This window comes from Nodosilinea sp. E11 (genome assembly GCF_032813545.1).
Taxonomy (GTDB): domain Bacteria; phylum Cyanobacteriota; class Cyanobacteriia; order Phormidesmidales; family Phormidesmidaceae; genus Nodosilinea.
On sequence record NZ_CP136520.1, the window covers coordinates 3,958,798 to 3,971,450 of the forward strand.

General features: G+C 56.2%; 10 protein-coding genes. 4 read left to right on the plus strand and 6 right to left on the minus strand.

Features of this window, described 5'->3' with window-relative positions:
• Window positions 1-174: 174 nt before the first annotated feature.
• Complete coding sequence (locus RRF56_RS19700) at window positions 175-312, minus strand: photosystem II reaction center protein K (RefSeq protein ID WP_017299971.1); 138 nt, start codon at window positions 310-312, stop codon at window positions 175-177.
• A 116-nt stretch (window positions 313-428) separates the two neighbouring features.
• Window positions 429-1,571 carry a tRNA guanosine(34) transglycosylase Tgt gene (gene tgt / locus RRF56_RS19705; protein ID WP_317034861.1) on the minus strand — a complete coding sequence of 381 codons (1,143 nt, stop codon included), beginning with the start codon at window positions 1,569-1,571 and terminating at the stop codon, window positions 429-431.
• A gap of 145 nt (window positions 1,572-1,716) precedes the next feature.
• Between tgt and RRF56_RS19710 the strand changes: the two genes are divergently transcribed.
• Window positions 1,717-2,043 (plus strand): metalloregulator ArsR/SmtB family transcription factor, encoded by a 327-nt coding sequence (locus RRF56_RS19710; RefSeq protein ID WP_317034862.1) that lies wholly within the window; start codon window positions 1,717-1,719, stop codon window positions 2,041-2,043.
• 11 nt (window positions 2,044-2,054) lie between these two features.
• Here RRF56_RS19710 and RRF56_RS19715 read toward each other — a convergent pair whose 3' ends face one another.
• The 4 genes from RRF56_RS19715 to RRF56_RS19730 are packed head-to-tail and all read right to left on the minus strand — an operon-like array spanning window position 2,055 to window position 6,331.
• Window positions 2,055-3,428 carry a DUF2254 domain-containing protein gene (locus RRF56_RS19715; protein WP_317034863.1) on the minus strand — a complete coding sequence of 458 codons (1,374 nt, stop codon included), beginning with the start codon at window positions 3,426-3,428 and terminating at the stop codon, window positions 2,055-2,057.
• A 32-nt stretch (window positions 3,429-3,460) separates the two neighbouring features.
• Window positions 3,461-5,002 carry a TrkH family potassium uptake protein gene (locus RRF56_RS19720; protein WP_317034864.1) on the minus strand — a complete coding sequence of 514 codons (1,542 nt, stop codon included), beginning with the start codon at window positions 5,000-5,002 and terminating at the stop codon, window positions 3,461-3,463.
• A 23-nt stretch (window positions 5,003-5,025) separates the two neighbouring features.
• A complete protein-coding gene (locus tag RRF56_RS19725) occupies window positions 5,026-6,018 on the minus strand; it encodes a mechanosensitive ion channel family protein (protein ID WP_317034865.1) in 993 nt (330 codons plus the stop codon).
• Between the two features lie 28 nt (window positions 6,019-6,046).
• Window positions 6,047-6,331 carry a hypothetical protein gene (locus RRF56_RS19730; RefSeq protein ID WP_317034866.1) on the minus strand — a complete coding sequence of 95 codons (285 nt, stop codon included), beginning with the start codon at window positions 6,329-6,331 and terminating at the stop codon, window positions 6,047-6,049.
• Window positions 6,332-6,452: 121 nt separating this feature from the next.
• On the opposite strand from RRF56_RS19730, the gene carB reads away from it, so the two are divergent.
• The 3 genes from carB (at window position 6,453) to RRF56_RS19745 (ending at window position 12,597) form a co-directional block, all read left to right on the plus strand.
• Complete coding sequence (gene carB / locus RRF56_RS19735) at window positions 6,453-9,722, plus strand: carbamoyl-phosphate synthase large subunit (protein WP_317034867.1); 3,270 nt, start codon at window positions 6,453-6,455, stop codon at window positions 9,720-9,722.
• A gap of 264 nt (window positions 9,723-9,986) precedes the next feature.
• Complete coding sequence (locus RRF56_RS19740) at window positions 9,987-11,024, plus strand: AI-2E family transporter (protein WP_317034868.1); 1,038 nt, start codon at window positions 9,987-9,989, stop codon at window positions 11,022-11,024.
• A 598-nt stretch (window positions 11,025-11,622) separates the two neighbouring features.
• Window positions 11,623-12,597, plus strand: coding sequence for an IS110 family transposase (locus RRF56_RS19745; RefSeq protein WP_317033747.1), 975 nt, complete (start codon window positions 11,623-11,625; stop codon window positions 12,595-12,597).
• Window positions 12,598-12,653 lie beyond the last annotated feature (56 nt).

Sequence of the window (12,653 nt, forward strand, 5' to 3'; positions counted from 1 at the left end):
TGGTGCTGATAAACACTGGCTCAGTATATCAGCGCTGAGAGTGGTAGGAACGCTGGAAACGGCACCTCAGGCGGTTCGGCAACGTTGAGGCCTAGCGCCAATACAAAACCCCAGAGCGATAAAACTCTGGGGTTTTGGGTTTATTTGAGCCAAAAACCACTGGGGTCAAAAGGCTTACTTAAAGCCGACAGATGCCTGCCACACAAAGGCCAGCAGCAGGAAGAACACGGGAATAATGGGCAGCACGTCTACCAGGGGGTCGAACAGGGAGTAGGCCTCGGGCAGCTTGGCCAGCAGCATTGCGACTTCCATTTAATGATTATCCTCTCGTTACACAGCCGGGACAGACCAGCCTCAGAAGCCAGTAGAGCGTTGCGCCTAGCGCCATGACTGGAATCTGAGAATTGGTAAATTTTCTTCGCATTTTATCACGGTTGGGGTGTGTCTATCGGGGTTGTCGTTGGGTTTGGCGTCAGCCAGTGGGCAAACTCGTCATGGAAACGCCCTGCCAAAATCGCCTCCCGAATGCGCTGGGTAAACCGCACCAGCTCGGTGATGTTGTGGATGGAGATCAGCGTAAAGGCCAGCATCTCCTTGGCGTGGATCAGATGGCAGAGGTAGGCGCGGGTAAAGTTTTGGCAGGTATAGCAGGGACAGGTGGCGTCGATGGGGGTGTAGTCGCGGCGGAAGCGCTGATTCTTCAGGTTCCACCGTTCCCCTGCCACCAGCGCCGCGCCGTGGCGGGCCAGCCGGGTAGGAATCACGCAGTCGAACAGGTCTACTCCGGCTGCGATCGCCTGGGCCATTTCCCTATAGGTGCCCACCCCCATCAAATAGCGGGGCTTATGCTCGGGCAAACAGGGGGCCGTAGCTTTGACAATGGTTTCGATCAGCTCTGGTGGCTCGCCCACGCTGACGCCGCCGATCGCATAGCCGGGCAGGTCTAAGGTGGCCAACTGCTGCGCCGCCTCGGCCCGCAGGTCGGGGTATACGCCCCCCTGCACAATGCCAAACAGCGCCTGGTCAGGCCGCTTGTGGGCCTCCACACAGCGCAACAGCCAGCGCCAGGTGCGATCGGTCGAGGCTTTAATGACCTCGCGGCTGCACGGGTAGGGAGGGCACTCGTCAAAGGCCATGATCACATCGGCCCCCAGATCGTTTTGAATCTGAATCGAGGTTTCGGGCCGAATGTTGATGATGCGGCCATCCTTGGGCGATTTAAATGTGACGCCGTCTTCGGTGATGGTGCGCATCTGGCTGAGGCTAAACACCTGAAAGCCGCCCGAATCCGTCAGCATCGGGCCATCCCAACCCATGAATCGGTGCAGGCCGCCCGCCTCGGCGACAATGTCTTCGCCCGGTTGCAGATGCAGGTGGTAGGTGTTTGACAGCACCATCTGCGCCCCGGTGGTGGCTAACTGGGCGGGGGTGACGGTTTTGACGTTGGCCAGGGTGCCCACGGGCATAAACCGGGGGGTGTGCACGGGGCCGTGGGGGGTGGTGAATGTGCCCGCCCGCGCCTGGGTATGACTACAGCGAGCGTCGCAGCTAAAGGAAAATGCCTGGGTCAAAATACAGCGCTCCAGGGAGCAAAGGGAATGGCAAAGTGGCATTTATCGTAGCATTTGGCGGTGATCGCAGCGGTGTTGTCAAGGCCACAGATATCCGATAGCTTTGCTACCCTAGGCTTAGTTATTTCCTTACCTGACGCAGTAGATGGCCACAGCTTTAGACAAACGTTCTGACGCGATTCTGGCCCGTTTCAAAGCTCTCTCTGACCCGCTGCGGCTGGAGGTGATTGAGCTGCTACGATCGCAGGAACTATGCGTTTGCGATCTGTGCGATCGCATGAACATCGCTCAATCCAAGTTGTCCTTTCACCTCAAAATCCTGCGGGAGGCTGGGCTGATCGCCGCCCGCCAGGAGGGCCGGTGGATCTACTACCGCCTCAACCCCACCGAATTTGGAGAATTGGCCACCTACCTCAGCGATCTGCACCACCTCAGTCCGCCGTCCTCTAGTCACCCCTGTCCACCATTTTGAGCCATTAGCTATTACCGCTTGTGCGGTGAGGGGTATAGCGAGTCATTTCCTCCTGAAAGACCAGTCCCCTGTAGAGCCGCCAGAGCAGTGTGGTACTGCTTTTCTATGGTTTCTAGGTCTCGTTGGTGAGTGAGGCTTTGTTGGCTACTGTGCCAAATCGCCTCAACGTGCTGCTGCAAAATGTGGCGCTGTTTGAAGTGGCGGGTAAAGGGAGCAATGGCGGCGATCGCCGCCAGCAGCCGACCGATCACCACCGTGTCAGTGCTGCCATACTGACGAATTTGGTTAAAGGCTGTGTTGGCCAGGGTCTCAAACTTGACTGGAGCCGCAATCACCCGCAGATTGTGCGACTGGTCATAGCGGTAAGGAGACGGAAATTCACGACTGGCAAGCCGCGCCAGCCCGTCGGCCAGTTGGTCAATACAGCGAATGGCCGTAAAGGGGTCGTTAATAGCAGGGGACAAGGCTCGCAGCGCAATTTCGACCAGTTGTTCAATCGGAAATGCCACGTTCTGCTGCTTAGTCAGCTCGTGGCCCAGAACAAAGGCTTGATTAATGCGATCGCCTACCGATTGGGTAACGCGATTGGCAGGGTAGGCCATGACCAGGGGGCCACCCTCAATGATGAAAGCCCCTGGATACGCCTTGACCTGGAGCAAAAGATTTTCATCGCAGGCCACCTGCATCAGGACGTCGTCTTCAATTCCTTGCAGGTATCCCGTTTTCTTGGCCTGCACGGGTTGGGCGGTGGCGTCAAAATCGGTGGGCATATCCCTGGTACTCTCGCCCTGCTGATCGATCTCCTGACCCAAAGCTTCTGGAAACAGGCGGTTGGTGACTTGCTCTAGGTCGTGGCTGACATCGGCAATCACGTGGGAGACCTGAATGATGGTGGAGGCATGGTGAATAAAGTAGATCAGCACCCCAATGCTGGCCATGGCCAGCAAAACCCCCACCGTTACCGAGAGCTGGGGCACAAATGGCTCGTGGTCTTCGCCCCGAATCGTGCGCAGCACCAGCAAACAGTAGATAAAGGTGGCAATAAAGGTGCCCAACACGATCTGATTGCCCTGGTCCTGCATAAAGTTGCGCAGTAGGCGTGGCCCAAAATGGGACGACGCTAGCTGGAGGGCGACGATAGTGATTGAAAACGCGGTGGCCGCTACGGTCACCATGGATCCCGCAATTACCGAGAGCACCTCTCGTGCCCCATCGGCCCCGCCCTGATAGATCCAGCTAAGGGCACTGATATCGATAGAATCTGAACGATCGATGGCTAGCAGGCCAAATGCCAATGCGATCGCTCCGACGGCCATGAGCGTGGGTAAAAACCAGTAGCTCGATCGAAGGTTATCCCAAAATTTGCTGAGCTTAATGTGTTTCATCACGGGGTAAAGGGATAATGGAGATCGAGAAATTATTTGGAAGGTTGCTCAGGCAAGGTTTGAGTGATTGGGCGGCAGATAGCTATCCCTAATAGGAGCACCGGAATAATTTCGAGTCGCCCTGCCCACATCAGCAAAATGAGCATTAGCTTGCCGCCCCAGTGTAGGGTAGGGTCGCTAATACCAGTTGATAACCCCACGTTGCTGGTTGCAGAAGCCGCCTCAAAGATCACATCCTCTAGCGTGTAGATGGGTGAGACTAGGTGGGTAAGCACCACAATGCCGATGCCCAGCAGCAGCAGCCACAAACTGGCTAAGACAGCCGCCGATTGCACTTGTTCATGGGCTTGGGATGCTGGTAATGCTTCATCATCAATTCGATAGGAAATATTGTCATCGGCGGTGATGAAAAGCTGCTGAAAGTGCCAACGAATGCCCAGCAGTAGCAGCACTATTCGGTGCAGCTTTAACCCCCCAGCGGTCGATCCGGCCGCTCCTCCCATCACCATGGCGGCGCTGAGCAGTAGTTTTGCCCCCATACTCCAGTTCTGGACCTGAGCTGTGTTAAACCCGCAGGTGGTCACTGCCGAACTCCACTGAAATAAGCTGTCTAGCCAGGGTATAGATGCTGTAGCCCAGCGGTTTTCTAGCAGCAGTAGGCAGGGGCCTAAACCCAGCAAAAGCAGCAGCAGGCGATGCTGATTTCTCTGCCATAGAGAAGTCCACCGCTGGCGACGCAGCAATTGATAGTGAACCGGAAAACTGACTGCGCCAGTAATCATAATGAAAATAGTAGCCAACTGAAGGGTAGAACTATAGCTTGTAAAGCTAGCTGTGGTGATGCTAAAGCCGCCCGTAGCAATGCCGGTGAGCCCGTGATTAATGGCTTCCCACAGGGGCATTCCCAACAGAGCTAACAGCAAAATACTTAGCCCGGTGTAGAAGCTGTAGATCCAGAGAATATTTTTAGCGGTGGCTCTAACGGTGTCGCCAATGGTTCGTTGGCGGCCGACAGCGGCATACAGCTGGGATGGATCGGTTTCTAGCGATTTGGTTTGGGAAGACTCGATGGTTAGCAATGCCAGCATTAGAACAATCACCCCGATGCCATCTACCCATTCTGTAAACGATCGCCACCACTGCAAACTATGGGGCAGCAGGCTGGCGTCGGTGGCCATGGTCAAACCGGTGCCGGTAAAGCCCGAAAATGCCTCAAACAAGGCATTCCAAATATTTTGAAAAGCCAGTAGGGTCGGGGATGTATCAGCGGATGCGGCCAGAGCGGCAATACCGACGAAGGGGATAGCGCCCAGCAGAGGAATAACGCCCCAGGTCAACGCCACAATCAGCATGGCGTGGTAGTGGCGAGTCTTGTCTACCTTAGGCGAATTGGCCCGGTAGAATCCTTGAGCCAGCGCGAAGGCGGCGATCGCTGTCGTTAAGAAAGGCGCAATGGCATAGTACTCCCCAAAGTAAAGGCAGATTGGTATGGAAAGCAGAGCCATGATGCCGGGCACGTGCAGCAGTAGGCCAAAATCATGCAGTATCAAGCGGATAGTTCGGTATGGCCCCATGGTTCACGATTGATTCACGGCTATTAGTCCTGGTGGGCAGAGTTACCGTTACCGGCTGAGCGCACATCGGCCAGCTGGCGCAGCGAGCCCCCAATGCTGCGCGGTTTTGGGGCTTCTCCTTTGCGAGAGGGCCAGCCTTCGCGCTGACGGCTGCGATCGCCGTCGGTTTCCTCGGTTTGGTCGTGGAACAAAATTTGCTGGGTGGGGAAGGGCATATCAACGCCGTTGGCTGTCAGCTTGTTTTTAATGTTCATCAGCACCTGATCTTGCAAATCAAGCACATCGGCGCGGCGGGGCGGCTCCACCCACCAGCGGGCGCGCAGGTTAACGGTGCTGTCGGCCAAATCGACCACGATTACATCGGGAGCGGGGTCGGGCAGTACCCCATCAGTTTCATGTACGGCTTCTAAAATCAGGTTCTTAGCGGTTGCAATATCGTCGCCGTAGCCAATGCCAATGTCGTACTGTAGGCGACGATTTTCAAAGGCGGTATTGACCAAAACCGAGTTGGTGAACAGCTCCGAGTTGGGAATCACGATGCGGCGGCCATCGTAGGTTCTAATAGTGGTAGCGCGAGTTTCAATGTGCTCAACGGTGCCTTCAAAATCCTTGAAAATGATCTGATCGTCAATTTGAAACGGCTCGGTCAATAAAATTAAGATGCCCGCCAAGAAATTTTGTAAAATATCCCGAAAGGCAAACCCAATCGCAACTCCGCTGATGCCTAGAAGCTGAATTAGATCTCCGGCCTGCAGGGTGGGGATAATAATGGAGAGGGCAACAAAAAGACCAATCAAAACGGTGGCACCTTGGGCCAAACGCGCTAAAACCAGACCCACGTTTCGGGTTTGTTGCCGCCGTTGGGTCAATCGTCTCACCGTTGCCCTGATGCCTCTGGCAGCTAAAAAGAAAATTACGAATACGACAATAGCCAGGGCAATATTTGGCAGTAAAGCCAGAAAGCCATTGACCATCGCCTGAGTTTTTTCCCAAATGGGAGAATAGTCAAAATTCATAGCGCTAGAGAATAATATCTCTGCCAGCCTATAGAAACGTGACGATTTTGGCCTCTATCTCTAGTGGGTTAGGTAACCGGCTAGGCGTTGCTCCGGGTGTTGGGGGCAGATCAATACCATGCTGCGCTAGGTGCAGCAGCACCAGAAGCAGGGTTTTGCCGTAGCCACGGTTGCCCAGTAGCGTAGTGCCCTGGCGGTTGTAGACCAGGGCTGAACTGGGGTGGTTCACGGTGGCTAGGGCGATTGGGCGATCGCATGCCCGGCGCAGGTACTGTCTGCCCCGGGATTGTTCTAGAGTTTTGCTTAAGTTCACTAAATGCTGACATTGGCCCTCAGGTCCAACTAATCTGTCGGGTTTGCCTCAAGCTGGGCAAACCGATCTTGTAAATACCCCTTAAAATGATTTGGATTTTTCGTAAGCACCCCTGTCGCCTATGCCCCGCCGTGATGACATCAAAAAGATTCTGTTGATTGGCTCTGGGCCGATTGTCATTGGTCAGGCCTGCGAATTTGACTACTCGGGTACCCAGGCCTGCAAAGCCCTGCGGGAAGAGGGCTACGAGGTGGTGCTGATCAACTCCAACCCGGCCACCATCATGACCGATCCGGAGACCGCCAACCGCACTTACATCGAGCCGCTGACCCCCGAAATCGTCGAGCGGGTGATCGAGCGGGAGCGCCCCGCTGTGATGCTACCCACCATGGGCGGTCAGACGGCGCTGAACCTGGCGGTGACCCTGGCCAAAACCGGCGTGCTAGAGCGCTACGGGGTCGAGCTGATTGGGGCCAAGCTCGAAGCCATTGAGATGGCTGAAGACCGCAAACTGTTTAAAGAAGCCATGGCCCGCATTGAGGTGCCCGTGTGCCCCTCGGGCCTGGCCGAAACCATGGATGAGGCCAAGGAGATCGCCCAGCAGATCGGCACCTTTCCGCTGATCATTCGCCCCGCCTACACCATGGGTGGCACCGGCGGCGGCATCGCCTACAACCAAGAAGAATTTGAGCTGATCTCGCGCTCGGGCCTCGACGCCAGCCCGGTGTCGCAGATTCTTGTCGAACAATCTCTCCTCGGCTGGAAGGAGTACGAACTGGAGGTGATGCGCGACCTAGCCGACAACGTGGTGATCATCTGCTCGATCGAGAACCTCGACCCCATGGGCGTGCACACGGGCGACTCGATCACCGTGGCCCCGGCCCAGACTCTGACCGACAAAGAGTACCAGCGCCTGCGCGATGCTTCGGTCAAAATCATCCGCGAGATTGGGGTAGAGACGGGCGGCTCAAACATTCAGTTTGCGGTCAACCCCGACAACGGCGATTTCATCGTGATTGAGATGAACCCCCGCGTGTCGCGCAGCTCGGCGCTGGCCTCTAAGGCGACCGGCTTCCCGATCGCCAAGTTTGCCGCCAAGCTGGCGGTGGGCTACACTCTCAACGAAATCTCTAACGACATCACCAAGAAAACCCCGGCCAGTTTTGAGCCCACCATCGACTACGTGGTGACCAAGATTCCCCGGTTTGCCTTCGAGAAATTTCCCGGCACCTCCAACACCCTGACCACCCAGATGAAATCGGTGGGTGAAGCCATGGCGATTGGCCGTACCTTCCAAGAGTCGTTTCAAAAGGCGCTGCGATCGCTAGAGACGGGGCGGGCAGGCTGGGGCTGCGATCGCGCCGAAAAGCTGCCCAGCCTCAACGAGATTCGCCCCAAACTGCGCACCCCCAACCCCGATCGCATCTTTGACCTGCGCCACGCCATGCAGCTGGGCCTGTCGGTCAACGATATCTTCGACCTCACCGCCATCGACCCCTGGTTTCTAAACCAGCTCTTCGGCCTGTTGCAGACCGAAAAGTTTCTCAAGCGCACCCCCCTCAATGAGCTGACCTACGAGCAGATGCGGGCGGTCAAGCGCCAGGGCTTTAGCGATCGCCAGATTGCCTACGCCACCGGCACCCATGAAGACGCTGTGCGCGACTACCGCAAGGGCCTAGGCGTGATTCCGGTGTACAAAACCGTGGATACCTGCGCCGCCGAGTTTGAGGCCTTTACCCCCTACTACTACTCCACCTACGAAGACGAGACCGAGGTGCTGCCCAGCGATCGCCCCAAGGTAATGATCTTAGGCGGCGGCCCCAACCGCATTGGCCAGGGCATCGAGTTTGACTACTGCTGCTGCCACGCCTCCTTTGCCCTGCGCGACGACGGCTACGAGACGATCATGGTCAACTCCAACCCCGAGACGGTGTCTACCGACTACGACACCAGCGATCGCCTCTATTTTGAGCCCCTGACCAAAGAAGATGTACTCAACATCATCGAGGCCGAAAACCCCGTAGGCGTCATCATCCAGTTTGGTGGCCAGACCCCCCTGAAGCTGGCCGTCCCCCTCCAGCAGTACCTTGCCTCCCTGCCCGCCGCTGACCCATCCACCCATCCACCCATCCACCCCCCCACCCAGATCTGGGGCACCTCCCCCGACTCTATCGACACCGCCGAAGACCGCGAGCGCTTCGAGGCCATTTTGCGCGAACTCGACATCAAGCAGCCCCCCAACGGCATGGCCCGCAGCTTCAACGACGCCCTGCGCGTCGCCCAGCAGATCGACTATCCGGTGGTGGTGCGGCCCAGCTACGTGCTCGGCGGTCGCGCCATGGAAATCGTCTACTCCGACGCCGATCTGGAGCGCTACATGACCTACGCGGTGCTGGTGGAGCCTGACCACCCGATCTTGATCGACAAGTTTTTAGAGAACGCCATCGAGGTGGATGTGGATGCGATCGCCGATCACACCGGCCAGGTGGTCATTGGCGGCATTATGGAGCACATTGAGCAGGCGGGCATTCACTCCGGCGACTCGGCCTGCTCCCTGCCCACGATGACCCTGCCCCCCGCCGCCCTTGCCACCATCCGCGACTGGACGATCAAGCTGGCCAAGCGCCTCAACGTCATCGGCCTGATGAATATTCAGTTCGCGGTCAAGGGCGAGCAGGTCTACATCATTGAGGCTAACCCTCGCGCCTCGCGCACGGTGCCCTTTGTCTCTAAGGCGATCGGTCATCCGTTGGCCAAGCTGGCGGTGCGGGTGATGTCGGGCAAAACCCTGGCCGAGCTGGGCTTTACCACAGAGGTGATTCCCAACCATGTCTCCGTCAAAGAGGCGGTGCTGCCCTTTGACAAGTTCGCCGGTACCGATGCCCTGCTCGGCCCCGAGATGCGATCGACTGGCGAAGTCATGGGCATCGACTCAGACTTTGGCAAGGCCTTCGCCAAAGCCGCCCTGGGGGCCAACCAAAAGATCCCCCTCGAAGGCACCGTCTTTATCTCCATGAACGATCGCGACAAAGCCGCCGTCATCCCCGTGGCCAAAGAACTGGCCGATATGGGTCTCAAGCTAATTGCCACCTCCGGCACTCGCCAAGCCCTGATGGAGGAAGGGCTGACCGTCGGCCTCATTCTCAAGGTGCATGAAGGCCGCCCCAACATCGAAGACGCGATCAAAAACAACGAGATTCAGCTGATTATCAATACCCCTGCGGGCAGCACTGCGATCGAAGACGATCGCTCGATTCGTCGCACGGCCCTAGCCTACAAGGTGCCGATCATTACCACGATTGCGGGGGCCAAGGCGACCACCGCTGCGATCGGCTCCCTGCAACAGCACCCCCTCCAGGTCAAATCTCTCCAGGAGTACGTGGGCATGTAATGCTGCCATTCTGCCACAGTGAAATACTGACTCATTCCCACCATTAGGCTCAACGGTTTGGCTTAGCTGGCTCTTATACTCAATCCTGCTGGGTTATCCCCGATTCAGGAGGGCGCATGCCATGCGCCCCTACGGTTTGGCATTCTGGGAATCGGGGTTATGGAATTCGGATTCGGTATTAAACCCTATCTTTAGGACCTTGTTTGGAACCTGGTATTCACTTAAAAGGGGGAAGCAGCTCCGATAGTAAAAAGCAAAACGGGTATGAGTAATCAGTCTGAGCTCAAGCGGGTGCTAGTACCGCTGGCCACAGTGGCGCTGCTGATTGCCCTGGGGGGACTGCTGTGGGTGCTCGCTGAAGTCGTGCTCATGCTTTTCTTGGGCATTTTGCTGGCCATTGTGCTGAGATTTGCCGCTGGCAGCGTGGAAAAATACACCCCCATTCCCCACCCCTGGTCTTTGGGGCTCGTGATTGTGGCGCTCTTGGTGGTGGTGGTGACTAGCGGCATACTGCTAGTCCCCGAAGTCATTGCTCAGTTTGAAGAATTGGTAGTGCAGGTACAAATTGCCAATGAGCAGCTGCTGGAGTTTCTAGACGGCGCTCCCTTTGGAGACGATTTAGTACCTGACTTCTTTGACAATCCGGCAGGGTTACCGCCTGTGCGGCGCGTTTTAGGCAATTTAACCAACACCTTTGTCCAGGGATTTGGCATTCTTGCCAACGTGCTGTTTATTTCATTTACTAGTTTATTTTTGGCTGTAAGTCCCAACCGTTACCGCGACGGTCTAATTCGTCTGGTGCCCCCATCGGGCCGTCAACGGGCTAGGGAGGTGATCAGCCACGTTATCAGCGGGCTGAAGTCGTGGCTGGTGGGGCGAGTGCTCTCAATGGTGCTACTTGCCGTGATCATGAGTGTGGGGTTGACCCTGATGGGTGTACCCCTAGCTCTGGCCCTAGGGGTACTCACCGGATTGCTGGAGTTCATTCCGGTGGTAGGGCCGTTGCTCTCGGCCGTACCGGCTATTTTGATGGGGTTTACAGTTAGCCCTATGAAAGCAGTCTATGTAGCGCTGTTTTATTTGATCATTCAACAGCTAGAGGGCAATGTGATTACGCCCGTTGTGCAAATGAAAACCGCATCGCTGCCTCCGGTCATCACCCTGACAGCTGTGGTTGCTATGGGTATTTTGTTTGGCCCTCTGGGGGTTTTGACCGCTACCCCTCTAGCGGTGGTGATCTTGATTGTGGTGAAAGAACTTTACATTGACGATGTGCTCGAACGGCGGCATGCTTCCCGCTAAAGGCCCCTATTTATTGGAGCGACTGTTGCAAGCAGGATCTGTTGTCACGTTAGGTAATCGTTACTTTGCCTAAGTTTTTCTTAACCAAGACGGCTTAGGTAAAGTAGCTTTTTTCTACTCAGGATAGAACTTTTATAGCTGTAGCCGGTTTGGTTAAGCCCTTCTCAAAGTCCCCCTTTTTATAGCCATGATCACCTGAGTTAGGACATCTAGAAGCCTTAAGAACGTTTGAACGTTCAAACGTTCTTAAGGGAGATGTCTTAACCAGGCTGGCCACAGCTATAAGGGGATTGAGGGGGATCTTCACATTGGCGATAAGACACAGGCCTTTTCAACCGTCTTCTAGGGGCTTTTATTCAGTTGCTGGGGTTGTTTAAGAAACTGCTGAACAAGAGGTTCTCTAATGGTGGGCAGTGCCCACCCTTGTATCTTTAGAGGTGTGTGGCAGACCGTCCCACCCTAGGTTGTCCAAAACCGAACGTAGCATGGGTCGCTGCACACCTCTGAAGTTAACTCGCAAAATCGCCAGGAGCTTAGACTCCGTATCGAGCAAGGACGAGTGATGTCAGATTAACCTCCTACACGGGTGGATACAACCATGACTGAACTATCACAAGCGCATCAATGGGTTGGCATTGACGTATCCAAGCGCACCTTAGATGTGTACGTCCGTCCACTTGGATTAAGCGTTCAGGTGGCCAACAGTGACTCTGGTTTAAGAGAGTTGCTACAGGCGTTAACGGCGTTTCGTCGCGAGACGAGTCTGATTGTGCTGGAAGCGACCGGGGGCTATCAAGCCCTGGCGGCGCGAACGTTGATGGCGGAGGGCTGGCCCGCCGTTGTGGTGAATCCACGTCAAGTGCGTGATTTTGCCCGGGCCACGGGGCGCATGGCTAAAACAGACAAAATTGATGCCGAGGTGTTGGCTCACTTTGCCGATGCCATCCGTCCAGAGGTACGGGCGATGGCGAGTGAGGCCAGTCAACACCTTCAAGACCTCGTCACGCGACGGCAGCAACTCGTCGAGATGATGAGTGCCGAAAAAGCCCGGCAACGCTCAGCACGAGCCAGGACGGGTCAGAGCATTGAGCAGCATATTGACTGGCTCAAGCAACAGATCCAAGACCTCGATACCCAGATTGAGCAGCTCATCGCCCAGAGCGATCAGTGGCAGCGCACCCGCGAGATCCTCACCAGTGTGCCGGGTATTGGGGCTGTGACGACGGGGCTCCTCTTGGCCTCACTCCCCGAGTTAGGACAGATCTCAGCGAAGCGCCTAGCCAGCTTGTGTGGCCTCGCCCCGTTCAACCGCGATAGCGGCCAGATGCGGGGTAAGCGGATGATTAGCGGCGGTCGAGCCACCGTGCGCACAGGCCTCTACATGGCCGCGTTAGTCGCCACTCGCCATAATCCGGTCATTCGCGATTACTACCAGCGCCTGCTGCAGCGGGGAAAACTCAAAAAGGTTGCCCTGGTGGCCTGCATGCACAAACTGGTGATTATTCTCAATGCCATGGTAGAACATGACACCCTCTGGCAGGCTCCGGCTTGCTCCCTGCCCGCCGCCACATAAGGAACAGCAAGACTCTGTCTGATGCAGGCAGGGCTCCTGGCTTGATTTCCGCTGCC